The organism is Haloferax volcanii DS2 (assembly GCF_000025685.1).
Lineage (GTDB): Archaea > Halobacteriota > Halobacteria > Halobacteriales > Haloferacaceae > Haloferax > Haloferax volcanii.
On record NC_013967.1, the window covers coordinates 858,439 to 885,310 of the forward strand.

Annotated in this window: 28 protein-coding genes; 11 read left to right on the forward strand and 17 right to left on the reverse strand. The window is 67.6% G+C overall.

Going from position 1 to position 26,872, the window contains the following annotated elements; all coding sequences use genetic code 11:
• Positions 1–78: 78 nt before the first annotated feature.
• The gene (locus HVO_RS09235) at positions 79–300 is read left to right on the forward strand and encodes a hypothetical protein (protein WP_004043998.1); all 222 of its coding nucleotides are present in this window, start codon (positions 79–81) and stop codon (positions 298–300) included.
• 134 nt (positions 301–434) lie between these two features.
• The gene (locus HVO_RS09240; protein WP_004043997.1) at positions 435–866 is read left to right on the forward strand and encodes a universal stress protein; all 432 of its coding nucleotides are present in this window, start codon (positions 435–437) and stop codon (positions 864–866) included.
• A 23-nt stretch (positions 867–889) separates the two neighbouring features.
• Here HVO_RS09240 and HVO_RS09245 read toward each other — a convergent pair whose 3' ends face one another.
• The gene (locus tag HVO_RS09245) at positions 890–1,291 is read right to left on the reverse strand and encodes a hypothetical protein (protein ID WP_004043996.1); all 402 of its coding nucleotides are present in this window, start codon (positions 1,289–1,291) and stop codon (positions 890–892) included.
• Between the two features lie 150 nt (positions 1,292–1,441).
• Between HVO_RS09245 and HVO_RS09250 the strand changes: the two genes are divergently transcribed.
• The gene (locus HVO_RS09250; RefSeq protein WP_004043995.1) at positions 1,442–2,101 is read left to right on the forward strand and encodes a bifunctional 4-hydroxy-2-oxoglutarate aldolase/2-dehydro-3-deoxy-phosphogluconate aldolase; all 660 of its coding nucleotides are present in this window, start codon (positions 1,442–1,444) and stop codon (positions 2,099–2,101) included.
• Positions 2,102–2,213: 112 nt separating this feature from the next.
• Here HVO_RS09250 and HVO_RS09255 read toward each other — a convergent pair whose 3' ends face one another.
• From HVO_RS09255 to HVO_RS09290, 9 genes are all read right to left on the reverse strand, one after another.
• Positions 2,214–3,227: a hypothetical protein gene (locus tag HVO_RS09255; RefSeq protein ID WP_115860199.1), complete on the reverse strand. Its 1,014-nt coding sequence runs from the start codon at positions 3,225–3,227 to the stop codon at positions 2,214–2,216.
• 176 nt (positions 3,228–3,403) lie between these two features.
• On the reverse strand, positions 3,404–4,099 hold the full coding sequence (locus tag HVO_RS09260) for a carbonic anhydrase (RefSeq protein WP_004043993.1): 696 nt from the start codon (positions 4,097–4,099) through the stop codon (positions 3,404–3,406).
• Between the two features lie 22 nt (positions 4,100–4,121).
• Complete coding sequence (locus tag HVO_RS09265; protein WP_004043992.1) at positions 4,122–5,960, reverse strand: PH domain-containing protein; 1,839 nt, start codon at positions 5,958–5,960, stop codon at positions 4,122–4,124.
• Positions 5,957–6,421, reverse strand: coding sequence for a PH domain-containing protein (locus tag HVO_RS09270; protein WP_049914885.1), 465 nt, complete (start codon positions 6,419–6,421; stop codon positions 5,957–5,959). Before HVO_RS09270 ends, HVO_RS09265 begins: the two co-directional genes overlap by 4 nt.
• 83 nt (positions 6,422–6,504) lie before the next feature.
• Complete coding sequence (locus tag HVO_RS09275; RefSeq protein ID WP_004043990.1) at positions 6,505–7,281, reverse strand: DUF7260 family protein; 777 nt, start codon at positions 7,279–7,281, stop codon at positions 6,505–6,507.
• Positions 7,272–8,309, reverse strand: a complete 1,038-nt coding sequence (locus HVO_RS09280) for a metallophosphoesterase family protein (protein ID WP_004043989.1) — start codon at positions 8,307–8,309, stop codon at positions 7,272–7,274. Before HVO_RS09280 ends, HVO_RS09275 begins: the two co-directional genes overlap by 10 nt.
• The gene (locus tag HVO_RS21400; RefSeq protein WP_004043988.1) at positions 8,306–8,431 is read right to left on the reverse strand and encodes a hypothetical protein; all 126 of its coding nucleotides are present in this window, start codon (positions 8,429–8,431) and stop codon (positions 8,306–8,308) included. The genes HVO_RS09280 and HVO_RS21400 overlap by 4 nt, the downstream gene beginning before the upstream one ends.
• Positions 8,432–8,537: 106 nt before the next feature.
• Complete coding sequence (locus HVO_RS09285; RefSeq protein ID WP_004043987.1) at positions 8,538–8,984, reverse strand: hypothetical protein; 447 nt, start codon at positions 8,982–8,984, stop codon at positions 8,538–8,540.
• A 113-nt stretch (positions 8,985–9,097) separates the two neighbouring features.
• Complete coding sequence (locus HVO_RS09290) at positions 9,098–9,784, reverse strand: YqjF family protein (RefSeq protein ID WP_004043986.1); 687 nt, start codon at positions 9,782–9,784, stop codon at positions 9,098–9,100.
• 117 nt (positions 9,785–9,901) lie between these two features.
• Here HVO_RS09290 and HVO_RS09295 point away from each other — a divergent pair, with 117 nt between their 5' ends.
• The 7 genes from HVO_RS09295 (at position 9,902) to HVO_RS09325 (ending at position 15,254) form a co-directional block, all read left to right on the forward strand.
• Positions 9,902–10,747 carry an aldo/keto reductase gene (locus HVO_RS09295; RefSeq protein ID WP_004043985.1) on the forward strand — a complete coding sequence of 282 codons (846 nt, stop codon included), beginning with the start codon at positions 9,902–9,904 and terminating at the stop codon, positions 10,745–10,747.
• Between the two features lies 1 nt (position 10,748).
• Positions 10,749–11,360, forward strand: coding sequence for a macro domain-containing protein (locus HVO_RS09300; protein ID WP_004043984.1), 612 nt, complete (start codon positions 10,749–10,751; stop codon positions 11,358–11,360).
• Positions 11,361–11,386: 26 nt separating this feature from the next.
• Positions 11,387–11,761 carry a helix-turn-helix domain-containing protein gene (locus tag HVO_RS09305; protein ID WP_004043983.1) on the forward strand — a complete coding sequence of 125 codons (375 nt, stop codon included), beginning with the start codon at positions 11,387–11,389 and terminating at the stop codon, positions 11,759–11,761.
• Positions 11,761–12,054, forward strand: coding sequence for a DUF7521 family protein (locus tag HVO_RS09310; RefSeq protein WP_013035389.1), 294 nt, complete (start codon positions 11,761–11,763; stop codon positions 12,052–12,054). The genes HVO_RS09305 and HVO_RS09310 overlap by 1 nt, the downstream gene beginning before the upstream one ends.
• Positions 12,055–12,268: 214 nt before the next feature.
• A complete protein-coding gene (gene trxA, locus HVO_RS09315) occupies positions 12,269–12,694 on the forward strand; it encodes a thioredoxin (RefSeq protein ID WP_004043981.1) in 426 nt (141 codons plus the stop codon).
• A 60-nt stretch (positions 12,695–12,754) separates the two neighbouring features.
• Positions 12,755–14,233 (forward strand): AMP phosphorylase, encoded by a 1,479-nt coding sequence (locus tag HVO_RS09320; RefSeq protein WP_004043980.1) that lies wholly within the window; start codon positions 12,755–12,757, stop codon positions 14,231–14,233.
• 49 nt (positions 14,234–14,282) lie between these two features.
• Entirely contained in the window at positions 14,283–15,254 is a 972-nt protein-coding gene (locus HVO_RS09325) for a ribose 1,5-bisphosphate isomerase (RefSeq protein WP_004043979.1), read from the forward strand.
• Between the two features lie 30 nt (positions 15,255–15,284).
• On the opposite strand, the gene HVO_RS09330 is transcribed toward HVO_RS09325, so the two are convergent.
• The gene (locus HVO_RS09330; protein WP_004043978.1) at positions 15,285–15,947 is read right to left on the reverse strand and encodes a helix-turn-helix domain-containing protein; all 663 of its coding nucleotides are present in this window, start codon (positions 15,945–15,947) and stop codon (positions 15,285–15,287) included.
• A 97-nt stretch (positions 15,948–16,044) separates the two neighbouring features.
• On the opposite strand from HVO_RS09330, the gene HVO_RS09335 reads away from it, so the two are divergent.
• Positions 16,045–17,739, forward strand: coding sequence for an NADH-quinone oxidoreductase subunit D (locus HVO_RS09335; protein WP_049941503.1), 1,695 nt, complete (start codon positions 16,045–16,047; stop codon positions 17,737–17,739).
• Between the two features lie 39 nt (positions 17,740–17,778).
• Here HVO_RS09335 and HVO_RS09340 read toward each other — a convergent pair whose 3' ends face one another.
• From HVO_RS09340 to ribH, 6 genes are all read right to left on the reverse strand, one after another.
• Complete coding sequence (locus HVO_RS09340) at positions 17,779–20,727, reverse strand: methyl-accepting chemotaxis protein (protein WP_004043975.1); 2,949 nt, start codon at positions 20,725–20,727, stop codon at positions 17,779–17,781.
• Between the two features lie 282 nt (positions 20,728–21,009).
• Complete coding sequence (gene rbcL / locus HVO_RS09345) at positions 21,010–22,254, reverse strand: type III ribulose-bisphosphate carboxylase (protein ID WP_004043974.1); 1,245 nt, start codon at positions 22,252–22,254, stop codon at positions 21,010–21,012.
• Between the two features lie 128 nt (positions 22,255–22,382).
• Complete coding sequence (locus tag HVO_RS09350) at positions 22,383–24,302, reverse strand: DEAD/DEAH box helicase (protein ID WP_013035247.1); 1,920 nt, start codon at positions 24,300–24,302, stop codon at positions 22,383–22,385.
• Positions 24,303–24,530: 228 nt separating this feature from the next.
• On the reverse strand, positions 24,531–25,052 hold the full coding sequence (locus HVO_RS09355; RefSeq protein ID WP_004043971.1) for a type IV pilin: 522 nt from the start codon (positions 25,050–25,052) through the stop codon (positions 24,531–24,533).
• Between the two features lie 215 nt (positions 25,053–25,267).
• Positions 25,268–26,422, reverse strand: a complete 1,155-nt coding sequence (locus HVO_RS09360) for a pyridoxal phosphate-dependent aminotransferase (protein WP_004043970.1) — start codon at positions 26,420–26,422, stop codon at positions 25,268–25,270.
• Positions 26,419–26,823 (reverse strand): 6,7-dimethyl-8-ribityllumazine synthase, encoded by a 405-nt coding sequence (ribH, locus tag HVO_RS09365; RefSeq protein WP_004043969.1) that lies wholly within the window; start codon positions 26,821–26,823, stop codon positions 26,419–26,421. The genes HVO_RS09360 and ribH overlap by 4 nt, the downstream gene beginning before the upstream one ends.
• Positions 26,824–26,872 lie beyond the last annotated feature (49 nt).

Below are 26,872 nucleotides of genomic sequence, written 5' to 3' on the forward strand. Positions count from 1 at the left end.
AGACGCCCGGTCAGTTTCCCGGACGCTGGGAAGCAGTCTCCGTTTATATTCGGTCGTCTCGCCTACGTCTAAGCGACCATGAGCAACCTCGACTTGATGAAAGCTGGCATCGGCCTCGCGGTCGTCATCGGCATCGCCCTCACGGCGGTCGCCGGCTACGCGCTGTTTACGACGTTCGGCGGCATCGACGGCCTGACCGTCGCTCCGGAGCTCCTCGTGTCCGTCCTCTTCGGCGGCCTGACCGTCGCGGCCGCCGCGAGCGTCCGCCGGGTCGCCCCCAAACCGCGCACTCGCGTCTGAGGGCTCGACGCCGACCGCACCACGGCTCCGCTGACCTCCATGCTCCGTTTTCCGACCCGACGAGCGACGGCGTCGCCCCGAGCGTTCCGACGCCGGCACAAAAGACGATATCGTCGGGACGCCAATGAACTGATATGTACGATACCGTTCTCGTCCCCACCGACGGAAGCGCCCGCTCCCGCGCGGCGGCCCGCCGCGCCATCGACCTCGCGGGTACGTCCGGCGGGTCGATTCGCGCCCTCTCGGTCATCGAGGTCGACGACCTCGGGCTGTGGACCGCCGCCGACGTGCCGGTCGAACGAGTGCGCGCGAGCCTCCGCGACGCCGCCGAGATGGCCGTCGAGGAAATCGCATCGCTCGCCGGAGACGCGGGCGTCGACTGCGCGACCGAAATCCGAATCGGCGTGCCGTACCGGGAGATTCTGGACACGACCGCCGAGGCCGACGCGGACCTCGTGGTGATGGCGACCCACGGGCGAACCGGGCTCGAACACGCGATTCTCGGAAGCACGACGGAACGGGTCGTCAGGCTCTCGGACGTGCCCGTGTTGACCGTCAGGGAGTGAGGCGAGAGCGAAGCGAGGCCGACTCAGACCAGCGCCCTGAGCCCGTCGCGGAGCGCCCGCCGACCGTAGACCGCGAGGCCGACGGCCCCGGCCGCGCCCAACAGGAGCGGAATCACGTCGAAGCCGTCGACCGCCAACCGGAGCGCGCCCCAGACGAGGAACGCCGCGGCCTGCGCGACGTAGAACGCGAGGGTCCCGTTGAACGGGACGAACCCGCCGGCGAGGAAGACCACACAGAGGAGCGCGATGCCGACCACGTCGGCGCTCATCTGGGGGAGCCAGCCGAACGCGACCGCGGCGACGGCGAACGCACAGAAGACGACGCCGACGGCCAGCCGGAACGGTGCGATTTCGGCGAACAGCGATTTATCCGGCGGAACGACGTTCGAACCGCCGTCCGTGGGCGTCGTCGATGTCGGTGACACGGTCGTAGTTCGCACAGAACTGTCAAAAAATTAGTCTCTCTCGGGCTCACTCACGAGGATGCGACTGCCGCCGCAGCCCCCGTCGTGCGACCGAAGCGATGCCGGGAGGCCCCCAATTTAATACTATATGTAGTAAACGTCGAGACAACGATGGTCGCACTCGACGTACACGAGGACATGCAACGACTCGCCGACAGCGGCGTCGTCGCGGTGATGCGCGGCGCGGACGCGGACACCATCATCGACGTGGCCGACGCGCTCCACGAGGGCGGCGTCACCGCCTACGAAATCACGGCCGACAACCCCGACGCGATGGACCTCATCCGCGAGGTGTCGGCGTCCTTCTCGGACAACGAGGCAATCGTCGGCGCCGGGACCGCTCTCGACGCCCCGACCGCCAACGCGGCCATTCAGGCCGGCGCGGAGTTCGTCGTCGGACCGAACTTCGACGAGGGCGTCGTCGAGACCTGCAACCGCTACGGGACGCTCGTCGCGCCGGGCATCATGACGCCGACCGAGGCGACCGACGCGTACTCCGCGGGCGCGGACCTCGTGAAGGTGTTCCCCGCCTCCTCGCTCGGCCCCGGTCACCTCAAGAGCATGAAGGGGCCGCTCCCGCAGATTCCGATGATGCCGACCGGCGGCGTCGGCCTCGACAACGCCGCGGACTACATCGAGGCCGGCGCGGTCGTCGTCGGCGCGGGCGGCGCGCTCATGGACGACGAGGCAATCGAAAACGGCGACTTCGAGGCCATCACCGAGACGGCCCGCGAGTTCTCGAATATCATCGACGACGCTCGGGACGACTGAGATAGGCGGGGCTGGGTCGCCCGGAATCGAGACGAGTCGAATCGCTAGTTCTTTTCGGCGTTCGTAGTGACGCTATGTTGTCGGAGTCGTGTTGAATAGTGTGGCGAGTCAGTTACAGGCTGTCTTTTCTGCCCTCTACTTGTGGGGTATCGGTGTTTTGACGCTGTTCAACTCGATTCGTATGTTCCAGGCCTTCGCGCTCGACAAAAATATCGAGATCTTCTGCGAGTTCTTCGAGCTCGACCATCAGTTCCTCCTCATGACCTGCCAGTTGCTGTTGCATCTCGTCAGAAAGCTGTTTTTCGAGACGGTCTGTGTAGTTGAGCCGATACTCAAACGGGCCGGTGAGCAATTTACTCTGGACCGAGTCGATTTCGTGACGATCTGACTCAAGATCTCGATTGGCCCACGCTTTCAGATGCCAGGTAAAGCCGCCTTCGACTGTCAACTGCTCCTGTTCAGAGTCGACGATTTGGTTGTGCCAGCGTTTGACTTGGCTCACCAGTTCTCGACGGAGCGTCCACTTTAATTCATCAATCTCCGTCGTCTCGACAGCGACGAAGGCGTCTCCTGCGTAGACCACACTCATATTTGCGAAGATATCCGTTCTGGACTCTTGTTCGGTATCGACAGTCCGTTCGCTAACCTCGCCGGTCATCAATACACGAATGACGTCCTGCCGCGAAATCGCAAATTCACCACTCTCAGTTTGCCAGTATCCGTAGCCACCCGCAACGATGAGTAGAATTCCGACGATACCCCATACCGCATCGCCGATACCCAACAAAAGGAAGAACAGTCCTATGACGATCGCAAGTGCACCGTGGGGCCCGTACGGACGATATTCGAGATTACCATCTCCCACGATATACCAGTCTGACTCTGCGAGCAACCGACCTTTTACTACCCCGGTATTCTGGCCTACGTCTTCGCTTTTAATCTCTAAGTCAGACTCTTGGGATCCCGTTGTTTGGTATTTGAAATCGTTCCCTTCCTGAATCTCTTCGAGGCTACGCTTTAGCGTTCGATAGAATCGACGTGGATTGATTCCACTATAATCCCCCTCTACGAACTTTGTTGCCTTCCGTAGGCCTTGTCTGTTAAAGTCTATCATGCTCCCTGCCATGTCAATTAGAAATTCATTGCTTGTGATAAGAGTTTGGAAAAATGACAATTATTCAACCACATTGGAATTCCGCGCTAACCTCGGCTCAACGAATACCAATACGATTGGCGAGCGAGAATTTACTGATATTCTCGAACGGGACCAACCGTCTCATTCCGTACTCCATCAACTACGCCTCACCGAATCGACTGCACGCGCCCCTCAAACCCCTCGGGAACCACGTCCGCGAGCGCGTCGGGGTCCGACTCGCCGTTGGCCGCGACGAGATAGGCCGCGCCGTCGTCGTCGCCGTAGACGCGCTGGAAGTCGTAGACGAAGCCCCAGCAGTCGGTCGCTTCTGGCACCTCGTCGCTCTCGGTGAGGTACTCGACCTGCCGGACGACCGCGTACTCGACGAGTCGGTTGACCGCCTCGCCGCCCGGCGTGTCCGCGTCGAACACGCCGAGTTCGCGGGCCTCCTCGACGAGCGGGACGAGCCGCGAGACGGCGGCTTCGACCGACGCGGGCAGGTCCCCGACACTCTCGCCGGTGGCCGTCGCGTAGGCGGCCGTCACCGCGCCACAGCCCGTGTGGCCGAGGACGACCACGTCGGTCGACTTGAGCGCCGAGACGGCGTAGCCGACGGCGTCGTTGACGACGAGTCGCCCGTCGACATCGGTCCACACTTGGTTGCCGACGTTGACCGACGTGAACAGCTCGCCGGCCTCGTCGGCGCTCCAGACCGCGTCGGCGGGGACGCGGGAGTCCGAACAGCTCACCGAGACGACCGCCGGCGACTGCGCCTCGCGGACGCCCTCGAAGTGGTCGACGCCGAGGCTCTCGACGTGTCGCGCGTTTCCGGTCAAGAGCGACTCCAGCACTGTTCGCGTCATTGGATTACGTTTCGTCCCGACTCTATATAGCATCCCGCTCGTCGCTCGATTCTTCGGGGTCGTCCGCGTCTTCGTCGTCCTCGCCCTCTGACTCGACCGACTCGCCCCAGATGAAGGGGTCGTCCGTCTCCGCCGGCTCGTCGGCGTCGTCGGCGGCGGCGTCGTCGGTGTCTGCGTTGTCGTCGGTGTCTCCAGTGTCCGCAGCATCTTCAGCGTCGGCGTCGCCCCCGGCGGCCGCGGGTTCGGCTTCCTCGACGAACTCGGGGGTCTGGCTCACGTCGGCCTCGGCGTCGGTGACTGCCACCGAATCCGATGCGTCGGCGTCGCGGTCCGGCTCCGCGGCGCGGATGCCGAGTGCGGCTTGTCGGGACTGCTGTCGGGCCTCGCGGCGCGCCGAAAGCGCCTCGCGGAGGCGGTCGTTCAGCGTCTCTCGAAGCTCCGCCGCGTCGGTGACTTCGATGTCGACGGCGGTCGCGTCGCCACCGACGAGAGAGATGCTCCCCGCGGTGTCGGCCGTGACCGTCGAGACGCGCCAGCGACGCTGGAAAATCGTCCGGCGCTCGATGACCGTCTGCACCCGGTAGTAGGGGACGAAGCGCGTCTCGCGCTTCCAGAATCCGTTTCGGGTGACGATGTGGTCCTCGGTGAGCGCGTAGCCGCGGTGCCGCCACTGGAGCGCGCCGGCGACGACGGCCACCGGGACGAGCGCCAGCGGGACGAACCACGGAATCTCCTGCGGGAGGAGCCGGTCCGCGCCGTAGAGCGCGAGCGTCGCAACCCCGAGGACGAGCGAGTAGCGGACGGCGTAGCGCCGGCGGATGCGCGTCGGCGGCCCCTCGAACGTCGGCAGCTCGACGCCTTCGAGGTCGGCAACGAGGCCGAGCACGCGGTCGCGGGTCGCGAGCGGGATGGCCGCCTCGGAGCCGCGACCGCCGCCGCCGGACCCGTTTGTCCCGTCGGAGCTGGGGGCGTAGCCCGCGGTCTCGACGAGGAGCGTCGCGTAGCCGAACCGGCGCTTCAGGGGGTTGTCCTCGACGGTGAGCGTCTGGAGTTTGTCGAGCGGAATCGACCCGTTGTAGCGCTGGAGGAGGCCGCGTTCGTACTGGAGTTCGTCACCGACGCGGCTCAGCCGGAAGCCGTAGTAGTTCACCACCGCGGAGGCGAAGCCGGCGGCCCACGAGACGAGCGCGACGAGGAGGACGAGCGCGACGATGCCGACCCCCGCGGCCGCGGCGCTCCCGGCGGGGACCGGCACGTCCACGTACGACGCGACGATGGGGAAGACGGTCGACCCGAACACGAAGACGAGTCCGGGCAGTCGGAGGTCGAACGACAGCGCGCCGACGATGGCCAACTCGCGGGGCGTCAGTTCGAACAGCAGTTCCTGTTCGGGTTCGGACGCGTCGCCGTCTGTACCGCCGCGTTTCAGGCGGGCGACCTCCGACTGGACGCGGCGGGCCTCCTCGTAGCTGACGAAGCGGAGACTGCCTTCGGTCTCGCCGCCGCCCGCGGTCTCGAGGTCCACGGCGGCGATACCGACCAGCCGCTGGGCGACGTTGCGGGAGATGTCGACGTTCTGGATGCGCCGGTAGGGGATTTCGCGGTTGCGCCGGGAGAACACGCCCGACCGGATGTCCAGCGTGTCCGGCGTGAGTTCGTACTCGAACCGGCGGAAGTAGGCGAGTTCGTAGCCGGCGATGGCGACCACGACGACGCCGACGAGCGCGACCGCGCCGAGACCGCCGAGGAACCCGCCGAACGTGGTCCCGCCGGTGAACGCGAGGAACGCGAGCGCGAAGGCGATGCTGGCGCTGCGCTGGACCGCCCGATAGGGCACCGAGAGCGGCGACAGCCGGGTCATACCGCGTCGTCGCCCTCGGACGCGATTGCGAGGCGCTTCAGTCGGTCCTGAAGGTCCTCTGCGCCCTTCGGAGTGAGCCCCGGAATCGCCACGTCGGCCCCGCGGGAGCCGGCGGTGTAGACGACGGTCGATGCGAGGCCGACGAGCCGTTCGAGCGGGCCGCGGGCCGAGTCGACGTGCTGGACCCGGACGAACGGGACCACGGTGTTGACCTTGGTGAGGACGCCGCGTTGGAGGTACAGCGAGTCGTCGCGGACCTCGTAGCCCCACGCCCGATACCGGAGGAGCGCGACGGCGACGCCGACGACGAGGAAGACGACGCCGACCGCGACGGGGACGAACGTCGGTATCGAGACGGGCGCGAACAGCGTCGCTGCGGTCGCTACGCCGCCGGCGACGAGCGCGAACACGACCGCTCGGGCGACCCAGAGAAGACGGATACGGGGGTGGAGGCGATTCACGGGAATCCCTCCGAGCGCGTGAACATCGTACACTCCGGCGTCTCCTCGAACGGATAAATAACTGTGGCCGCGCCCGAATCGGCTTACGGGGTGGCGGCGAGGTGGCGCTCGACCCGGCGGGTCGCGGTGGCGAGCGTCGCGCCGACCGCCGCGAGCGTCGCGAGCACCGGGTACCGGACCGACAGGTCGGCGTAGAAGAACTCCGTCACATCCGGAACCAGCCCGGAGAGCGTCCGCCGATGGTGGGAAATCGTCTCCTGTCGCGCCGCGACGAGTGCTTCGAGTCGCTCGCGAAGCGCCGAAAGCTCCTCGTAAAGCGCCAACAGCGCGTCGAAGCCGCGGTCGGACAGCGGCGTTCGGTCGAGGTCATCGAGTCGCCCGAGGAGGGATGCGATATCGTCGCGCATCGACGCCACGGATTCGGCCTCCTCGTCGACGACGTCGATGAACTGCCCGCGTTCGTCCAGCGACGAGGCGGCGGCCGCTGCAATCGTGCGCCGGAGCGGGGCCGAGAGAACGCTCGCGGACCGGAACGCGGTCGCAACGTCCGGGCCGAACTCGGCGGCGAAGCTCTCCTCGAAGTCGTCGCCGTACTCCTCGTCGTAGTGCGGGACGGACATCACGGTCCGCTCGTAGCTCCGGCGCAGGCCGGAGAGCGCGGCGTCGGTTCGCCCCCGCCCGCCCCGCTGGCCCACGAGCGTCCCGGCCGCTGGGGCCTGATTCGGAGCCGACGCCGTCGCCTGCGACGCGGCGACCTCGCGGCGGAACGCCCGGAACGCCTCGCGTTCGTCCACGCAGCGGCGGCGCTCGGCGCGAAGTGCCTCGCGGGCGTCGTCGAGGCGGTCGAGACTCACCGCCATCGAACCGCCCCCGGAACGTCCGAGCCGACGACCCGTCGCGGCGGCGTCCGCTCGTCGACGAGCGGGAGCGCCGACAGCTGTCCGCGGTCGGCGTGCGCGGCGATGCCCTGTCCGTGAGCGGCCCCGCTGGCGGCGAGGGTGTAGGCCTCGGCCATGCCCTTCGGCCCCGCGAGCGGGACGAGTCGGACCGTCGTCCCGCGGCGGTCGACATCGACCACGACGAACGACTGCGGGAACGAGCAGGTCGCCGGGGCGATGAGTTCGCGGACGCCGGCTCGCACGGCCGTCGCGGGCCAGTGGATGTGTCCGGAGAGCACGAGCGGCACGTCGTGGCGCGCGAGCACCGCGGCGAGTTCGTCGGCGTTGCGGAGTTGGTAGAAGTCGGCGTCGGGGAACTGGTCGGTGTGGCGGCGAGGGTGGAAGACGTTGTGGTGGAAGACGACGATTGGGGTCGTCGCGTCAGCGAGGACGGTTTCGAGCCAGCGGAGTTGGGCGTCGGGAACGGCCCCCTCGTGGGTGTCGGTGAGAGCGAGGTCCGGGCCGCCGCTGGCGGAGTCGAGGCCGACGACGTCGACGCCGCCGACCCGGCGGACGAACGGGAGGGAGCCGTCGGCGTAGCGCGCCGCGAACTCGGTCGGCGTCGGGGCGTCGTAGTCGTCCCAGCGCTTCGGCACGTCGTGGTTGCCGGGCACCGCGACCCGCGGCCCCGGCAGGTCGCGGAGGAGTTCGTCGACCACGTCGTACTCCTCGGGGCGACCGTCGCGGGTCAGGTCGCCGAGGAGGACCGTCGCGTCGACGTCGAGGTCGGAGATGGTCGAGACGGCGGTTCGAAGCCGCGTCTCGCTCCGGTGGTAGGCCTTCCACGTACCGGAGCCCGTCGGCGTGACGTGCGGGTCGGAAACGACCGCGAGCCGGGTCGGCGTCTCCGAAACCGGCCGGCCGAGGCGTGCGAGCACGGGACCGGGACCGCGCTCGTCGGGGCCCCCAACCGGCGTCTCCCCGATTGTCGGCGGGGTGTCCGGACTCATCGGTCGATAGTCCGCGTGAACGTCCCCAGCGCGGTCTCCCGGTGGACACGTATCCGCCCGGTGTCGGGACACAACTCGATTCGAAGCGGCGACTCGGTGGCGCGCGTCTCGTCCCCGTGCATACACGTGGATGCATCCGGAGCGAGATGATAAACATGTCGCACAGAATATATATTTTCGAACGTAGATATAGATACTCTACGGAGTCCTCGGGAGTCGGGGCCGGCGTCAGTTGAGGAGCAGGCCGGCGTCGACGAGGAGCAGGACGGCGACGAGCGCGGCACCGAGGTAGAACGGTGCGGCCTTCTCGGCGGGCGTGCGGACCTTCTTCTCCGCGAGGCCGTCCTTCGCGCGGACGCGGCCGACTTCGACGAGGCCGGTCAGGACGAACCAGAGCGCGAGCATCCCGAGGACGAGGTGGCCGCGGCCGGAGCCGAACAGGCTGTCGACGGTGTAGCGCGTGCCGGCGAGGTGGCCGCCGGTCGCGAACATCACGAGCGAGGCCCCGCGGGACCACATCGTCAGCCGCGAGACGACCGATTCGAACGCGGCGGCGCGGATGTTCCCGGCGCGGGCGGTCGGCAGCACGGCGAGCGCGAAAAAGAGGACGCTCCCCGTCCAGAGACCGCCGACGACGAGGTGGAGCGTTGCCATCACGGTGTCGATGAGTGCCATGTCCGTCGGGTTAGTTCAGCGATGCTTGAAGGTTTCACCTTCGGGCGGGCGAGGCGGGTGGCGCAGCCTCATGCGCACGCAGCGAGTGAGCGACAGCGGCGAGGCGACCAACCTCACCGAAGCACCGCGGGCGGCTTCGCCGTCACGTCGAGGTCGGCCGCGTAGTGGAGTATCGGGTCGCCGCCGGGGTGGTCGAAGCCGCAGGCCTCGAACATCGTGTTCGCGCGAATCTCGGCCTCCACGTCCCGTATCGGCCACGGATCGTGGTCGATGTCGCCGATGACGACGGGCCAGTCGTCCGTGTAGAAGCGGTAGTTCTCGACGAGGAACGCGTCGAGCGACCCGGGGTCGAGGGTCCGTACCTCGCCGGTCGGCCGGTAGGTCGCCTCGAACCGCGCGTCCGGCGTCTCGGCCGTCGCGGGCCGGTAGCTCTCGTAGTCGACCGCGCCGTCTCGCTCCTCGACCGAGATGTTCGCGTAGTGGTACGGGAGCCGGTAGCCCAGTCGGGCCATCGTCACGCCGAGGCGGTCCGCGGCGTCGAGGGTGAAGAAGTAGACGCCGCGAGGGCCGCCGTCGGCGGGTTCGACGTAGGTCCGGAGGTTCACCTCGGGGAACCCCAGTCCGATGGGCGACCCGCGCGGGCGGATGTCAGTCATGTCGAACGAGACGACGCCGAGCCACGCCCGCCCGTCGTAGGTGGCCACCGAGAGCCGGTCGGGGAGTCGGGGCTCCACGAGTTCGGGGTCGACCGGCCAGTGGGCGAACAGCGTGTGCCGCCAGCGCATCGACAGGAGGTCCATGGCGGCCGTTCGGCCCGCCGACGGGTGTGGGTTTCGGCGGTCGCGGGCATCGCTCCGTTACCTGCGGCCGATTTCTCCCAACGAAACGCACAGGTGTCTGGCGACGAACTGTCACCCATGGGACTCGAAAACGCCAGCGGCACGTTCGACATCGGCGGCGACCTCACGGTTCACCGACTCGGCTTCGGCGCGATGCGCATCACCGGCGACGACATCATCGGCGAGCCGGACGACGTGGAGAACGCGAAGAAGGTCCTCCACGAGTCGCTCACTCACGGCGTCGACCTCATCGACACGGCGGACTCCTACGGTCCCGCCGTCTCCGAGCGCCTCATCGGCGAGGCGCTCGCGCCCTACCCGGACGACCTCGTAGTCGCCACGAAGGGCGGCCTGCTCCGCAACACCGACGGCGACTGGAAACCCAACGGCGACCCCGACTACCTCCGGAACGCCGTCCTCGGGAGCCTCGACCGCCTCCGCGTGGACACCATCGACCTCTATCAGCTCCACCGCCCGGACCCGCACGTCCCCTTCGAGGACTCGGTCCACGCGCTCGCGGAGATGAAAGACGAGGGGCTGATTCGACACGTCGGCCTCTCGAACGTCTCGGTCGAGCAGTTCGACGAGGCGCGCGACATCGTCGACATCGCCACGGTCCAGAACCGCTTCAACATCGGCGACCGCGAGTTCGAGGCGAGCCTCGACGCCTGCGAGGAGTACGGCATCGGCTTCATCCCGTGGTACCCGCTGGGTGCGGGCGACCTCGGCGACCGGGCCGACGCCGTCGCCGCGGTCGCGGAAAAACACGACGCGACGCCCCAGCAGATCGCCCTCGCGTGGCTCCTGCACCGCTCCGATGTGATGCTCCCCATCCCCGGCACGTCCAGCGTCTCGCACCTCCGCGACAACGTGGTGGCCTCGCACATCGACCTCGACGACGAGGACATGGACCGACTGGCCTGACGTGAACTTCACCGTCGTACAGGGCGATATCGCCGCCCAGTCGGCCGACGCGCTGGTGAACGCCGCGGGGACGAGCCTCCGGATGGGGTCGGGTGTCGCGGGCGCGCTCCGTCGCGGCGGCGGCCCCGAACTGAACGAGGCCGCGATGGCGAAGGGACCGATAGACCTCGGCGCGGTCGCCGTCACCGACGCCTTCGACCTCGACGCCGAGGTCGTGATTCACGCCGCGGCGATGCCCCACGACGGGGACGGGCAGGCGACCGCCGCGAGCATCCGCGACGCCGTCTCGGTGCCCGTGCTCTGCGAGGGCGGCATCCGTGAGCGCGGCGAAATCGATCGACTGCTCGGAGACGCCTGCGACGCCGTCGGGATGGCCCGGCCGTTCTACGCCGAACCGGAACCCCCGGCGCGACTGCTCGGCCGCGACGTGTCGGCCGACACGCGGGTCGTCTGCGAGAACTGCAACAACTGCGCGGTGCCGCAGGCGACGGGCGCGCCGGGCGTCTGTCGAACCCCCGCGGTGTTGGCTCGCGCGGGGACCCTCAGAATGGAGGGCGCGTACGATACAGACGCCGAGACCGCGGACGCCGACGAGGCCGACCCGGAGGGTTAATAAGGCTCTCGCCGGAGTTCTGGATAATGGCGCGCGACCGGTCCGCGATGGAGTCGGCCGAACTGACGGCGGTGCTCGACGCGCTCGACGACGCGGACGCCCGAGCCATCATCAGAGGACTCGAAGAACCCATGACGGCAAGCGAAATCTCAGATACGTGTGACATCCCGCTTTCGACGACGTACAGGAAGCTGGACCTGCTCACGGACGCGGCGCTCCTCTCCGAGGGGACCCAGATTCGCGCGGACGGTCACCACGCGACGACCTACGAGGTCGCCTTCGACGAGGTGCGAATCGCCCTCAACGACGAGCGCGACTTCGACGTCGCGGTCGGCCGCCCCGAGCAGACGCCCGACGAACGCCTCGCCGATATCTGGTCGCGGGTGCGGAGGGAGACCTGATGGGGCATCTCACCACATCGCCGACGATCGCGACGATGATTATCGTCGTCAAGACCGGCATCCTCGTCCTCGGCGGGCTCATCACCTACTTCAGCTACAAGGCGTACCGGAACACGGGAGCGGCGTCGCTCCGCGCGCTCGCACTCGGCTTCGGCGTCGTCACCCTCGGCGCGATGCTCGGCGGCGCGCTCGACGTGATTCTCAACGTCAACCTCGCCACCGGACTGCTCATCGACTCGGTGCTGACGCTCATCGGCTTCGCGGTCATCACCTACTCGCTGTACGTCGACTGAGCCGGACCGAAAGGCGGCTTTCGAACTTCCCGAGCCGCCTCCGAACCAACCCGTAACTCGCGGTCGCGTCGCCGCCGTCTCTGTCTCGTCTCTCGGTCGCAACCCACAGCGGCGTCTCCGGAGCGTGCCGCCTGTCACCACGAACCACTCTTTGGAGATATTATTGCTCGAATTGTGCAAAACCGTTATTACGTCGCGGCCGATATCGGTAGGTATGTCCGACGACGAACTGACCGACATCCGGAAGCAGAAACGCGAACAACTCGAATCCAAGCTCCGCGGTGACGGCGGGAGTGCGGCGAAAGAAGCCTCGGCTGGCCCGGCAGAGCCCATCCACGTCGACGGCGCGGACGAGCTGGACGACGCCGTCGCCTCGTACGACGTGGTGCTCGTGGACTTCTACGCGGACTGGTGTGGTCCGTGCAAGATGCTCGAACCCACCGTGAAGAAGCTCGCGGAGAACACCGACGCCGCGGTCGCCAAGGTCGACGTGGACGCGAATCAGGAGCTCGCCGCCCAGTACCAGGTTCGGGGCGTCCCGACGATGGTGTTGTTTGCCGACGGCGAGGCGGTCGAACAGCTCGTCGGCGTCCGCGGCTACGACGACCTGAAGAACCTCGTCGAAGCCCACCTCGCGTAAGCGTTCTCGGTCCCCGAGACTCGGGGTCGATTTATTGACTCTCTCGCCCGACCGTCGGGTATGCAACTCGTCGCCGAGCACATCGACATCGGCACCCGGTCGCCGACGGTCCTCCTGAACGAGAGCGACGCGGCCGAACTCGGGGTCCACGCGCTCGAACGCGTCCAACTCCGGTGGGGCGAGCGGACGGCCATCGGCATCGTTGAGCTGACGGACGAGCTCGTCTCCGAAGGGACCCTCGGCGTGACGCGCCGCCTCGGCCACATCGAGGGCGACGTGGAGGTGTCGGTCGCGCCGCAGCCCGACTCGGTGTACTACATCCGCAAGAAGCTCGACGACATCGAGCTCGAAGCCGACGAACTGTCCCAAATCGTCCGCGACGTCTACGATGAGCGCCTCGCCGACGTGGAACTCGGAGCGTACGTCTCCGCGACCTACACCAACGGGCTGTCCATGGAGGAGACGATGCACCTCACGGAGTCGATGGCGGACGTGGGCGAGACCGTCGCGTGGGAGGAGCCGGTCATCGCCGACAAGCACTCCATCGGGGGCGTCGCGGGCAACCGCGTCACGCCGATTCTCGTCCCCATCGTCGCCGCGGCGGGGCTGAAGATTCCGAAGACTTCCTCGCGAGCCGTCACCTCGGCCGCGGGCACCGCCGACGCGATGGAAGTCCTCTGCGACGTGGCATTCTCCGTCGCGGAGATACGCGATATCGTCGGGAAGACCGGCGGCTGTCTCGTCTGGGGCGGCGCGGTGAACCTCTCGCCGGTCGACGACCGCATCATCCGCGCCGAGACGCCGCTTTCTATCGACCCCAAGGGACAGCTCATCGCCTCCGTCCTCTCGAAAAAGAAGAGCGCCGGGTCGACAAACGTCGTCGTCGACATCCCTTACGGCGAGGGCGCGAACGTCGAGAGCCTCGCGAAGGCGCGCGAACTCGCGAAGGACTTCAACCGCGTCGGCGACCACCTCGGGATGGCGGTCGAGTGCGCCATCACGAACGGGGGCGCACCGGTCGGCCGCGGCGTCGGCCCCGTGCTCGAAGCCCGCGAGGTCCTCGCCACGCTCGCCGGCGGCGGCCCGAACGACCTGCGGGTGAAGGCGATTCGCCTCGCCGACCTGCTGTTCGAGTCCGTCGGCGTCGACGCCGACGCCGCCGAGATTCTGGACTCGGGGCAGGCCGAAGAGACCTTCCGCGAGATACTCGCCGCGCAGAACGGCGACCCCGACGTTGAGGCGGCGGACCTCTCGCCCGGCCGGCACACCGTCGCGGTCCGCGCCGACCGCGACGGCGTGGTCACGCACGTCAACAACCGCCTCGTCAACGAGGTCGCCCGCCGGGCCGGCGCGCCGCGAGACCCCGGCGCGGGCCTCGAACTCCACCGCCGCGTCGGCGAGATGGCCGCCAGCGGCGAGACGCTGTTCACCGTCCACGCCGAGTCCGAGGACAAACTCGCCGACGCGAAGGCGCTCACCGAGCGCGTCGAGACCGTCCGGGTGCGACACCCCGACGAGGCGCTGGTCGAGCGGGTGTGAAATCCCTCGCCGCGGCGACCTTTTTCCATTCGACGCCCGTAGTTCTCGCATGGACGACCGCGTACACCCCGAGGTCCGGCGCACCGCGACGGAAATCGACACGATGGAGATTCGCGGCGCGGCGACCATCGCCGACGCGGCCGCGCGAGCGCTCCGGACGCAGGCCACGGAGAGCGACGCCGCCGACGCCGAGGCGTTCCGGGCCGAGCTCCGCGCGACCGCCCGGACGCTCCACGAGACGCGGCCGACGGCCGTGAGCCTCCCCAACGCCCTCCGGTACGTCCTCCGCGACATGTCGAGTACGACCGTCGAGGGGCTCCGACAGAGCGTCGTCGACTCGGCCGACGAGTTCTGCGCCCGGCTCGAACGGGCGCAGGCCGACCTCGGACAGGTCGGCGCGAACCGCCTCCGCGACGGCGACACCATCATGACCCACTGCCACTCCACGGACGCGCTGGCGTGCGTCGAGGCGGCCGTCGAGCAGGGAAAGCACATCGAGGCGGTCGTCAAGGAGACGCGGCCTCGAAATCAGGGACACATCACCGCGAAGCGACTCCACGAACTGGGCGTGCCCGTCACGCTCATCGTCGACTCGGCGGCCCGCCGCTACCTCAACGACGTGGACCACGTGCTCGTCGGCGCGGACGCCGTCGCGGCCGACGGGAGCGTCATCAACAAAATCGGGACGAGCGGCCTCGCGGTCAACGCACGCGAGCGGGGGACGCCCATCATGGTCGCCGCGCAGACGCTCAAGCTCCACCCGGGGACGATGACCGGTCACACCGTCGATATCGAGATGCGCGACACCGCCGAGGTCGTCGACGACGACACGCTCGCGGACCTCGGGAACCCCACCGTGAAGAACCCCGCGTTCGACGTGACGCCGCCGCGATACGTGGACGCCATCGTCACCGAGCGCGGGCAGTTCCCGCCGGAGAGCATCGTCATCCTGATGCGAGAACTGTTCGGCGAGGGCACTTCTGAGCCGTGGGCGGAGCCGTCGCCGCGGGCCGAACCGTAGGCGGAGACGTCGTCGCGAACCGACCCGCAGTCACGACCGGCCGACGAGGTCGGCCATGACTTTCATCTCCGCCTTTCGCAGGTGTTCCGCCGCGGTGCTCGTCGAGCAGTCGAGCCGCGCGGCCACGTCGGCGACCGCCCCGGTCCGCGGCTCGCGGTAGTAGCCGCAGTCGACGGCGGCCTCGACGGCCTCGCGCTGGCGGGGCGACAGCGACCCGGCGGAGACGCTCCCCGGTCCCGTGCACTCCCGCACCCGCACGACTTCGAGGCCGCGGCCCTCGGGGAGCTGTTCGACCGCCGACTGGAGCGCCTCGTCGGTCCCGACGAGCGTCATCGAGACCGTTCCGTCGCCGTCGAAGACGACCGGCGGGACGACGATGAGACCGCCCCGCGTGACGGCGGCCGTCTGCCTCGTTCCCGCCGCGTCGAGCCGCTCGTCGACCACGATGAAAAAGGAGTCGCCGGGGAGCTGGGAGAGTTCGTACGACAGGATGCGCTCCGTCTCCGCGAGCGCCGCCTCGTAGGCCTCGACGTCGGTCCCGAAGACCTCGAAGACGATGGTGTTCCTGTCGGTCACCGTCGGGTTCCAGTGGTGGAGTTCGGTCCGCTCGAACGCCTCGTGGTCGACGACGAACTCGTGCATCGGATGCAACTGTTCGTCGTCGGGCGTGAAGCGAAGCCTGACCGATTTCATGCCGGCGAATTGATTCGACTGCGACATAAAAACCGGCCGCACTCGTGAGGCAGAACGAGGAACCGACGACCGGACGAACGGGCGGATGTCAACCGTCATGTCACTCGAACGCCCGCAGCAGCCCCCCGAGTCCGACGCCGACCCCGCCGCGCTCGCCGACGACGCCTCCGGTCCCCTCGACGCCGACGCGCTCCGGCGGGCGTTGGGCGACGCCGTCCTCGCCACCGAGGAGCACGTTCACGCACCCGCGGTGCAGATTCGCCCCGACGCGGTGCAGTCGTCGCTTTCGGCCCTCCGCGACGACCTCGGTCTCGACCACCTCTCGTGTGTGACCGCACAGGAGTACGAGGACCGCTACGAGTCCGTCTATCACCTGAAATCGTACGACGACCCGACCCGAGAGGCGAGCGTCGTCGTCCCGACGCCGCGCTCGGACCCGGTGAGCGAGTCCGCCGCGCCGGTGTTTCGGACGGCCGAGTGGCACGAGCGGGAGGCGTACGACCTCGTCGGTATCCAGTACGAAAACCACCCGGACCTGCGCCGCATCCTCCTGCCGGAGACGTGGCAAGGTCATCCCCTCGGGCTGGACTACGACCGGACGCGCCCGCAGGTCGTCCGGTACGACGAGAACGCGAACCCGCTTGCCGAAGACGGCCGCGCCGACACGAACACGATGCTCCTCAACATCGGGCCGCACCACCCGGCGACTCACGGCGTGATGCATCTGCAAGTCACGCTGGACGGCGAGCAGGTCGCGGACGTGGAGCCCGACATCGGCTACATCCACCGCTGCGAGGAGCAGATGTGTCAGCAGGGAACCTATCGACATCAGATTATGCCGTACCCCGACCGCTGGGACTGGGGCGGCGGCGGCCTCCTGAACGAGTGGGCGTACGCCCGCACCGCGGAGGCGCTGGCGGATATCGACGTGCCCGAGTACGCACAGGTGCTTCGGACGCTGGCGGCCGAACTGAGCCGCATCCTCTCGCACATGCTCGCGGTCGGCGCGTACGCCCTCGACGTCGTCGGCGATTTCACCGCGACGTTCATGTACGCCATGCGGGACCGCGAACTCGTCCAGAACATCCTCGAAGACCTCACGGGCCAGCGGCTGATGTTCAACTACTTCCGGCTCGGCGGGGTCGTCTGGGACCTCCCCGAACCCCGCGAGGAGTTCTTCGAGAAGATTCGGACGTTCGTCGACGGCCTCCCCGAGAAACTGCGGGAGTACCACGACCTCCTGACGGCGAACGAGATTTTGCAGGCCCGCACGGTCGAGACCGGAATCCTCCCGCCGGAGGTGGCCAAGGACTACGGCGTGACGGGGCCGGTCGCCCGCGGCTCCGGCATCGACTACGACCTCCGCCGCGACGACCCCTACGGCTACTACGACGAACTCGACTGGTCGGTCGCCGTCGAGGACGGCTGCGACAACTTCGCGCGCCTGCTCGTCCGCCTCCGCGAGGTCGAGGAGTCGGCCACCATCGTCGCCCAATGTGTCGACCTGCTCGAAGACTGGCCCGACGACGACCGGACCATCCAGGCGAACGTCCCGCGCACCCTCAAACCGGACGACGACACCGAGGTCTACCGCGCGGTCGAGGCCGCGAAAGGTGAGTTGGGTATCTACATCCGCGCCGACGGCACCGACACCCCGGCGCGGTTCAAGATTCGCGGCCCCTCGTTTTCGAATCTCCAGTCGCTCCCCGAGATGGCCGAAGGCGAGTACATCCCGGACCTCATCGCGGCGCTCGGAAGTCTCGACACGATAATGGGAGAAGTAGACCGGTAGTCGGCGGCGGGACGGCCGGCGTCGCGCGTCGCCACCGGCTCAGTCGTCCGAGGGCGAGTCGGGGCCGGTCCCCGACCCGTCGGTGACCGCCCGACTCATCGACTGCGACGGCGCGGCGGGACTCGTCTCGCCCGGTGCGGCGTCGCCACCGCGGTCGCTTCCGCCGGCGTCGCCGGCGTCGCCGACGTCGAACCGGCCGACGAGGTCCTTGAGCGACTGGGCGGACTCCGACACCTGTTGGATGTTCCGCGTGACCTCGTTTATCGCGGCCGTCTGTTCTTCGGTCGCCGCCGAGACCGTCGCCGTCTCCGAGGTGGTCTCCTCGCTCACGCTCGACACGTCGTCGACCATCGAGACGACCTCCTCGGTCGAGACGGCTTGGTTCTCGGTCGCCTGCGAAATCTCTTCGACGCCGTGTTCGGCCTCTCGAATCGCCCCCGAGATGTGGTCGAACATCTCGATGGCCTCGCCGATGGTCTCGGACCCGCTCTCGACGCTGTCCTGCATGGACTGCATGTCGTCGACCGTGTCGTCGGCGCTCTCGCGCACCTCGCCGATTCGGGACTCCACCTCGTCCGTGGCCTCGCTCGCCTCCTTGGCGAGCGCCTTGATTTCGTTGGCGACGACGGCGAAGCCCTCGCCGGCCTCGCCCGCACGGGCCGCCTCGATAGAGGCGTTGAGCGCGAGCAGGTCGGTCTGCTCCGCGATGTCGTTGATGAGCTGGACGATTTCGTTGATTTCGCCCACCTGCTCGCCGAGGGCTTCGACCCGCTCGACCGCCTCGTCGGCCTCGGTCTCGATGGTCGATATCTCGGCTGTCGCCTCCGCGGCGTGGTCGCGCCCCTCGTCGGCGAGCGACACGGCCTCGTTGGCGGACTGGACGACGCCGTCGGCGGAGGCGGCGACCTCCTCGATGGTCGCCGAGAGGTCGTTCATCTCGTCGGCGACCGTCTGGAGCCGCTCGGTCTGCTGTTCCGCGCCGTGGGCGATTTCCTCGACCGACCGCGCGGTCTCCTGGCTCGCGGACTCTATCTCCTTCGCGCTCGACACCGTCTCGTTGCTCACCGCAGCGAACTCGTCGGCGACCGACTGCACCTCGACGAAGCCGTTTTGGAGCTTCTGAATCCCGGTGTCGAGGTCGGACATGATGGCTCCGAACTCGCCGGGGAGGTCGGTCCGGAGGTCCTGGTCGAGATTGCCGTCTCCGAGTTCCGTCCCGGCGGTCCGAAGCTCTGAGACCTGCCGTTGGAGGTTCTCCTGCATGTCGTCGAACGCCTCGACGAGTTCGCCGAGTTCGTCGTCGTTGGCGTCGATGTCCTCGCCGTCGTCGAACCGCCCGCGGGCGAGCGACTTGGCGCGGTCCCGGAGCGCCTCTATCGGCTCTGAGAAGTGCCGCGCGGCGACGTAGCCGACACCGACGACGACCGCGATGATGCCGACGATTAACAGGAGCATGATGTTTCGAGCGGTGTCCGCCCGGTCGTTCATCGCCTGCCCGAGCTGTTCGACCGGGCCCGTCACGTCGGACTCGGGGACGGTGGCGACGAGTTCGTACTGCCCGTTACCGAAGTTGAGCGGCGCGTAACCGACGAAGTAGCGCGCCGCCTCGCCGTCGTCGCCGGTCGTCTCGTGGGTGGTCAGGCCGGTCTGGCCGACAAGCGCCGTCGCGTTCTCCGCGATTTCGGACTCGACGGAGCCGAGCGATTCCCGGGAGTCGGTCAACAGCGTCCCGCGCTCGCTCACGATAGTCAGGTGGCCGGTCTCACCGACCTGGATGTCGTCGATGAGCGTGTTGAGGAGTTCGAAGTTGAACTGGAGCGTGATGGTTCCGGCGAGTTCTCCCCCGCGGTACACCGGCGCGGTGACGTACACGGCGGCGTCGCCGTCGACGGTCGTCACCTCGCTCACCTGGATCTCGCCCTTCTGAAGCTCTGTCGCGGTCTCGAACCACGCCTCGTCCGCGAACGAGGTGTCGGACACCGACTCGGTGGCGATGCCGTCGCCCGTGCGCGTCGCTTGGACGATGCCCTGCCCGTTCTCGTCGGCGAACAGAATCTCGTCGTAGGTGGGGTGTTCCTCGCCGTCGATGGTCACGGCGCGGGTTTCGAGGTAGCTCCGGAACGAGTCGTTAATCTGGTCGCGCGCGTCGGTGACGGCGGCCGTCTGGAGTTCGTAGTAGTAGACGCTCGGCGCGAGCACCCATTCGAAGTCCTCGTGGTAGGTGTACGCGACGAACTTCTCTTCGACGGGGTTGCCCTCTTGGGTGGTGTCTTCCCACTCGTACTCGACGATGCCCCAGTCCTCGCCGTTGCGGACGGCGGCGTTCGACTCGATTTCGGCGGGCACCTGATTGAACGCCGCTATCCCGGCGTCGTCGACCGTGTTAACCCCGTCTTCGAGGCCGTGGTGGACGACGAAATCGAGGTTCCCGTCGAGGATGAACGCGTAGCCGGTCGACCCGACGTAGCCCGGTCGGAACGCGTCGGAGAGCGTCCCGCTCTGTTGGACGCCGTCTCCGGCGGTTCCGGCGATTCGAGCCTCGACACGGTCTTTCACCTGCTGTTGTTGCGCCGGCGAGAGGTCCGCCCAGTCCTGCCCGCCGTACTGGTTCGCAAGGACGCTCTGTTTCGTGGTCTCGACGGTGGCGCGCATCTGGAGCGCCATGTAGCCCAACTGCGCTTGACTCTGTTCTTGGACGAGCTCCATCTCCCCGTCGCGGGCGGCCTCGTAGTTCTGCACCGGTGCCGAGTCAGCCAGCGCGAGCGCGTCGATTCGGCGGGCGTCGAGGAGGTTTTGTATCTCCTCTTGCCGGGCGGCGACGGTCTGATTCAGGTCGCCGGTAATCTGTGATTCGAGCGTCGCCTCGCTTTGGTCTTGGGCGTAGTTTCCAATGCTACTCATCCCTTGGACGCCTGCGACGCCGACGACTGACACGGGTATCAGCGAGATGGCGAGACAGAGCGCGATGAGTTTCGTTCGTATCTTCATGGTTTGATTGATATCGTCGGCCCCCGGAATTCCTCAGTATGCGCTGTTTGACCGAGAAATCGCCCGGTTCACTCTGAATATAGCTCTACAAAAACAACCGTATAAATCTCACCCGCCGGTTATTATCACCGATACTCGGACCCCGGATTCCCTCGTGATTCCCGCCAAATAGCGGGCCGAGCCTCGCACTCAGTATTGCAGTAATCACTCAACACGTTTCGAACCATTGTCACAAAACAGCAACAATTGCGAACGCGAGGAGACCGCGCCGTTCCTCTCCGCCTACCGCGGCGTCTCCGTCCCCCACTTATCGAGGGCGACGGCGAGCTCGGGCGTCTCTTCGGCGGCCTCGGTGATAGCGCGCCCCTCGACGTAGGCGTCGATGGCCGACCGGAGCGCGACCGCGCCCGCGCGGGTTCCGTCGGGATGACCGTGGATGCCGCCGCCGAGCTGGACACAGACGTTCGTCCCCGTGGCGTCGAGCAGGTCGGGGAGCAGACCGGGGTGGAGGCCGCCCGAGGCGACCGGGAGCACGTCGGTCGCGCCGTGGAGGTCGCCCGCGAGCCACTCGTTGATGCCGACGGTGTCCTCGTTGGCGAGTTTGCCGAGGCCGGCGGTGCCGGTGTGGAGCTGGTCGACGCCGCAGAGACGACTCACCTGCGCGAGCACCCGCATCGAGACGCCGTGGGCCGGAAGCCGGTCGAAGGCGGCGTGCATGGCGCGGTGGGCGTGGATGGCGAGGCCGTGTTTCTCGGTGCGCTCGCGGACGGTCTGGAGGCCCGCCCAGCCCGCGGTGATGATGTCCACCATGACGTACTCGCCGCCCTGCGCGGCCACCTCGTCGACCCGGTCGAGCATCGTCTGGGTGTCGGCGGTGACGTTGATGAGGTAGGACTTCTTCTCGCCCGTCTCGTCCTCGGCGTCGTCGCGGAGCGACAGCGACTCCGTGAGGCGGTCGGAGAAGGGGTTGAACGCCTGGTCGGTCAGGTTCTCGTCGTCCTTCAGGAGGTCGACGCCGCCGACCCACGCGTCGTAGCCGACCTGTGCGTGTGCGGCCGTCGAGAGGCCGACTTTCGGCTTGGGCACCGTCGCCGTGATGGGGCGGTCGGTGACGCCGAATATCTCCTCGCGGACCGACGACCCGTACAGCGGGCCGGGGTACGCCGAGACGACCGACTCGGGCCACTCGCAGTCGAGGAGGCGAATCGTGTCGACCGCCTTCATCCCCATGATGTTGCCGGCGATGCACGACAGCACCTGCGGCATGTTACCGGGTTCGAACAGCCCGGCGGGGTAGGCGACCCGAATCAGGTCGCCGTCGATGTCGAACGTCGTCGCGCCCATGTCGGTGAAGTCCGCGCCGGTCTGGAGGGCCGCCCACGTCCCGTTGGAGGACTCCGAGGCCACGCGACTCGCCGCCGCCTCCGTCGACATCCCCGTCGCGGGGTCGATACGGAAGGTGCAGACGAGGTCCTCGTCGGTCGGTTCGTAGTCGAGGTCGAGGAAGTCTTCGTACGTGATACCCATAGCCTCGCCTACGCCCCCGCGAAGCTTAAAACGGCATCCCGAAGCGCCTTTAGCCCCGCGACGCGAAAGGGAACGGCTCGGCGCGAAGCGATGTCATCACGGGAGCGTCACGCGTCCGGGCCTCCGATTCAGGGCGACAGCAGCGCCCGGACCTCGCGGAACTCGGGTACGTTCGCGTCGAGGGCGGTACAGAGAGCGTCGGCCGCGCCCGACAACCACTCGGCGCGCTCGACGCGGGACTCCACGTCGCCCGGCCCGATTCGGTAGCGCTCGACGAGTTCCTCGATGTCCGAGCCCTCGGTCCACTCGTGGAGGATGCGGGCGGTCTTCACCGCCGTCAGCCACTCCTCGAAGGGGTCGGCGTCGTGCATCGCGGTGGTGAACTCCGCGGCGTGGCTCCGGGCGTACTGGTACATCAGCGCCCGCTCGCGGTCGCCGAGGTAGGTGTCGTGCATATCCGGCGTGTCGCAGACGACTTCGAGGGCGGTCCGGGCGGTGACGTGCTCGTCGGCCATCTCCTCGATGGTGCGGATGCCCGAGACGATGCGCGCCCCGGTCGTCGGCGAGACGTACTGTCTGGAGGTCTGTGCGCCCAGCGCCGTCGCCGACAGCGTCTCACCCGTCGCGTCGAGGAGTTCCATCGCTTCGAGGTCGGACACCACGTCGGCGACGAGGTCCGCGAGGTCCACGCTCGGGTGCTGGTGGGCGTAGTAGGTCGCCGAAAACACGTCGGCGACGCCGTCGAGACTGTCGGCGAAGCCGGAGGCGACGACCGACAGCACGTGCGTCCGGAGCGCCTCGGGGTCGGCGAACTGCGAGTCCACGGCCTCGGCGTCGGCGGTGACGTAGCGGTCGACCAGTTCGGCTTTCGTGTCCGCGTCGCCGACGAGCACCGCCTCGCCGAACGGGTCGAGGTGCGGGCGACCGGCGCGGCCGCACATCTGGTGCACGTCGAGGACGGGAATCCATTCCATCGCGTCGCCGGTGTAGCGCTTCTGGTCGCGGATGACGACCCGGCGAGCGGGGACGTTCACCCCGGCGGCGAGCGTCGGCGTCGCGCAGATGACTGCGAGCCGGCGGTCCCGAAACGCGTTCTCGACGGCGACCCGGTGGGCGCTCCGCAGGCCGGCGTGGTGGAAGCCGACGCCGGTCCGGGCGCACTCCGAGAGCTGGCGGCCGGTCGCGGTGCCGCCGAGTTCGTCCAGTTCGTCACCGAGGGTGGGCGCGGGCGACAGCTCCTCGTCGGCGAGGCGGTCGGCCAGCGCCTCGGCCTCCCGACGCGACCGGACGAACGCGAGACACTGCCCGCCCGTCTCGACCGCGTCTTCGACGAGCGCGACGGTCGCCTCGGTCGCCTCGTCGTCGTTCGGGCCGGTCGGGGGAACGACCACGTCGAGGTCGGTTCCGTCGTCGAATTCGACGGCCTCGTCGGCGTAGACGCCGGTGCGGAGCGAGACGGGCCGCCACGCGCTCTCGACGAGTTCCGCGTCGAGCCAGTCGGCGATGGCTTCGGGATTGTCCACGGTCGCTGAGAGGGCGACGAGTTGGAGGTCCGGGACGCGACGCTGGAGGGTCGAAAGCGTCACTTCGAGCGTCGGCCCGCGCCCCGGCGCGCCGAGCAGGTGGACCTCGTCGACGACGACGCAGGCGAGGCGGTCGACCCACGGCGCGCCGTTTCGAATCGCGGAGTCGACTTTCTCGCTCGTGGCGACGACGATGTCGTGGTCGCCGAGTTCCTCTTCGGCGGCGTCGAAGTCGCCGGTGGAGATGCCGACGCTCACGCCGGGGAGTCGGTCGAACGTCTCGTACTTCTCGCGGGCGAGTGCGCGAAGCGGGACGATGTACAGCGCCGGCCCGTCGGCGGTGAGCATGGCGAGTTCCGCGATGAACGTCTTGCCGCTGGCGGTCGGAATGGCGGCGACGACGCGGCCGCCCGCCGCGACGCCGGCCTCGACGGCGGCGGCCTGCGGCGGGTACAGCTCCTCGATACCGTTCGACTCGTAGTGGGAGACGAGGGCCGCCGACAGCGGGAGGTCACGCACGCGCATCTGTCACAGAGGTGGCGGCGGACTCACATAAGTATCTTCGCCGGCGGGGAGGTCGTCGGCTGTCGTTCGGACTGGTGTTCGGGCGGAGCGACCCCGGTTAGAAGGCAGACTAACGGCGGTCGGTGGATGTGGTACGAGAGTTAGGACTCTCGATGGTTCGCGTCGGTGAAAAATCGGGATCTCGTCGGCCGCGAGGTGGCCGATTATCGCGGAATCAGTCGCGGGGAGTTACGCGTTGGGACCGGACCACCGCTGGAGGGTCGCGGAACTCGAACCCGCTTCGTCGGTCCAGACGAGGCGGACGGTCGCGCCCGCGAGGTTAACGTCTTGAGCGGGGGTATCAGTACCTATGTCCAGACCAAATGAGGTGTCGTTGAGTTCGATTGTCTTACCCGCATTCATGGGGTCTGGGATATCTGGTTCGTCGTCCGCAAGAGACGCACTATCACCTGAACCGTTTTCTGCACCGGTAACCGATACTGAGAGTCGGTCGGCGGCGATCTGCGAACCGCTCTCGTGAGTTATCTTGAGTACGTCTCCCTGCACACCATCACCGCTGCTCGCACCCGCTGAGTTGTTCTCGTAGTCGAAACTGAAGCTCGCCTGCGGGGCGGTCGCTGTCTGTTCACCCAGTCCCAGCACGAACGTCCCGATGACGGCCGCGAGGATGACGGTAATCGCGACCATCAGAATCACACCGATGACCGGCGACACCGCGTCGTCGTCTTCGAATAGTTGTTTGAGTTTCATGTGTTGGTTCTCGTATACATACGCGGTTTATCCGCGGAAATCCCACCCGGAGTTCGGTATGTATGGATGCTACATGGGCACTCTCGAACATAAATCTAATCTAGTATTAGACAACAAAAATGACGTTCATTGCTAGCACACAGTTCAGATGGAAGTCACGAATCGGCTGGGAGATCGGTCCGCCACCCCGAAAAGAGACGGTCGTCGCGGGCGGCTCAGATGTAGTCGTGCTCGGCGAGACGCTCGACGGCCTCGCGGAGGCGCTCTTCGCTCGCGGCGTAGGAGATACGGGCGTAGCCCGGTGCGTTGAAGGCGCTTCCGGGGACGGTCGCGACCTTCGCGTCCTGAATCGCGCCCTCGCACCACGCCTGGTCGTCGTCGTCGACGGGGAGCATCATGTAGAACGCGCCCTTCGGGACGGCCACGTCGACGTCGTGTTCGGCGAGGAGGTCCACGAGCATGTCGCGGCGGTCCTCGAACGCCTGACGCATCTCCTCGACGTCGTCGTCGGTGCGCTCCGAGAGCGCCTCGACGCCGGCGTGCTGGACGAAGTTCACGGCGCAGGAGACCGAATGCGAGTGGAGCTTGCCGGCCTGCGCGATGAGGTCGGACGGGGCGTGGAGGTAGCCGAGCCGCCAGCCGGTCATCGAGAACGCCTTCGAGAAGCCGTTGATGGTGATGGTGCGGTCTTCCATCCCGTCGAGGGAGCCGAGCGAGGTGTGCTCGAAGCCGTCGTAGACGATGCGCTCGTAAATCTCGTCGGAGATGACGGCGATGTCGTGTTCGACCGCGAGGTCGCGGACACCTTCGAGCGCAGCGTCGGAGAAGACACCGCCGGTCGGGTTCGACGGGCTGTTGACGACGAGCAGTTTCGTCTCGTCGGAGACGGTGTCTGCGAGTTCGTCGAGCGCGGGTTCGAGGCGGAAGTCGTGCTGCGCGAGGTCGACGCGGCTGAGCGTGCCGCCGGCGAGCTTGACCATCGCCTCGTAGGAGACCCACGCGGGGTCGAGGAGAACGACCTCGTCGCCGTCGTCGACGAGCGTCTGGAACGTCTCGAACAGCGCCTGCTTGCCGCCGGGCGTGACGATGACCTCGTCGGCCTCGGCGTCGACGCCGTTCCCGCGGAGCTTCGCCGCGATAGCTTCCTTGAGTTCCGGAATCCCGTTCGACGAGGTGTAGCTCGTGTGTCCCGCGTCGAGGGCGTCCTTCGCCGCCTGCGTGATGTTGTCCGGGGTCGGGAAGTCCGGCGCGCCGACCGAGAGGTCGACGACGTCTTCGCCCTGCGCTTCCAGTTCGCTCGCGAGGTTCGAGATGGCGAGCGTCGCGCTCGGTTCGACGCGGCCGACTCGGTCGCTGAAATCGAAGTTCATGCCAACGCCTCCACCATATCGGTCGCGGCGTAAACCGCTTCCGCACCTTTGCTGACGCGCTCGCGCGCTTCAGCGCCGCTCATGCCGGGACCGGAGACGCCGAACGAGACGGGTTTGTCGCGGTCCAGCGAGACCTCCGTCAGCGACTTCGCGGTCGCGTCGGCGATGACGCGGTCGTGGTCGGTGTCGCCGGTGACGATTGCGCCGATGACGACGACGGCGTCGATGTCGTCGCGGCGGGCGAGTCGGTCGGCCGCGAGCGGCGAGTCGTACGCGCCGGGGACCTGAATCGTTTCGACGACCGCCGCGTCGCGCTCGGCGGCCGCGTCGCGGGCCGCGTCCTCCATCTGCTCCGTGACCGACGAGTTGAATCGGGCCACGACGAGTCCGAGAGAGACCATGACCGACCCTTCCCGTCTCGGATAAAAGAACTACCGACACCGACCGAAT

Bases quoted from the DNA above. Each gene is read 5' to 3' on its own strand.
- HVO_RS09235 (WP_004043998.1), top strand. From the start codon at position 79: ATGAGCAACCTCGACTTGATGAAAGCTGGCATCGGCCTCGCGGTCGTC.
- HVO_RS09240 (WP_004043997.1), top strand. From the start codon at position 435: ATGTACGATACCGTTCTCGTCCCCACCGACGGAAGCGCCCGCTCCCGC.
- HVO_RS09250 (WP_004043995.1), top strand. From the start codon at position 1,442: ATGGTCGCACTCGACGTACACGAGGACATGCAACGACTCGCCGACAGC.
- HVO_RS09255 (WP_115860199.1), bottom strand. From the start codon at position 3,227: ATGGCAGGGAGCATGATAGACTTTAACAGACAAGGCCTACGGAAGGCA.
- HVO_RS09260 (WP_004043993.1), bottom strand. From the start codon at position 4,099: ATGACGCGAACAGTGCTGGAGTCGCTCTTGACCGGAAACGCGCGACAC.
- HVO_RS09265 (WP_004043992.1), bottom strand. From the start codon at position 5,960: ATGACCCGGCTGTCGCCGCTCTCGGTGCCCTATCGGGCGGTCCAGCGC.
- HVO_RS09275 (WP_004043990.1), bottom strand. From the start codon at position 7,281: ATGGCGGTGAGTCTCGACCGCCTCGACGACGCCCGCGAGGCACTTCGC.
- HVO_RS09280 (WP_004043989.1), bottom strand. From the start codon at position 8,309: ATGAGTCCGGACACCCCGCCGACAATCGGGGAGACGCCGGTTGGGGGC.
- HVO_RS21400 (WP_004043988.1), bottom strand. From the start codon at position 8,431: ATGCACGGGGACGAGACGCGCGCCACCGAGTCGCCGCTTCGAATCGAG.
- HVO_RS09285 (WP_004043987.1), bottom strand. From the start codon at position 8,984: ATGGCACTCATCGACACCGTGATGGCAACGCTCCACCTCGTCGTCGGC.
- HVO_RS09290 (WP_004043986.1), bottom strand. From the start codon at position 9,784: ATGGACCTCCTGTCGATGCGCTGGCGGCACACGCTGTTCGCCCACTGG.
- HVO_RS09295 (WP_004043985.1), top strand. From the start codon at position 9,902: ATGGGACTCGAAAACGCCAGCGGCACGTTCGACATCGGCGGCGACCTC.
- HVO_RS09305 (WP_004043983.1), top strand. From the start codon at position 11,387: ATGGCGCGCGACCGGTCCGCGATGGAGTCGGCCGAACTGACGGCGGTG.
- HVO_RS09310 (WP_013035389.1), top strand. From the start codon at position 11,761: ATGGGGCATCTCACCACATCGCCGACGATCGCGACGATGATTATCGTC.
- trxA (WP_004043981.1), top strand. From the start codon at position 12,269: ATGTCCGACGACGAACTGACCGACATCCGGAAGCAGAAACGCGAACAA.
- HVO_RS09320 (WP_004043980.1), top strand. From the start codon at position 12,755: ATGCAACTCGTCGCCGAGCACATCGACATCGGCACCCGGTCGCCGACG.
- HVO_RS09325 (WP_004043979.1), top strand. From the start codon at position 14,283: ATGGACGACCGCGTACACCCCGAGGTCCGGCGCACCGCGACGGAAATC.
- HVO_RS09330 (WP_004043978.1), bottom strand. From the start codon at position 15,947: ATGAAATCGGTCAGGCTTCGCTTCACGCCCGACGACGAACAGTTGCAT.
- HVO_RS09335 (WP_049941503.1), top strand. From the start codon at position 16,045: ATGTCACTCGAACGCCCGCAGCAGCCCCCCGAGTCCGACGCCGACCCC.
- HVO_RS09340 (WP_004043975.1), bottom strand. From the start codon at position 20,727: ATGAAGATACGAACGAAACTCATCGCGCTCTGTCTCGCCATCTCGCTG.
- rbcL (WP_004043974.1), bottom strand. From the start codon at position 22,254: ATGGGTATCACGTACGAAGACTTCCTCGACCTCGACTACGAACCGACC.
- HVO_RS09350 (WP_013035247.1), bottom strand. From the start codon at position 24,302: ATGCGCGTGCGTGACCTCCCGCTGTCGGCGGCCCTCGTCTCCCACTAC.
- HVO_RS09355 (WP_004043971.1), bottom strand. From the start codon at position 25,052: ATGAAACTCAAACAACTATTCGAAGACGACGACGCGGTGTCGCCGGTC.
- HVO_RS09360 (WP_004043970.1), bottom strand. From the start codon at position 26,422: ATGAACTTCGATTTCAGCGACCGAGTCGGCCGCGTCGAACCGAGCGCG.
- ribH (WP_004043969.1), bottom strand. From the start codon at position 26,823: ATGGTCTCTCTCGGACTCGTCGTGGCCCGATTCAACTCGTCGGTCACG.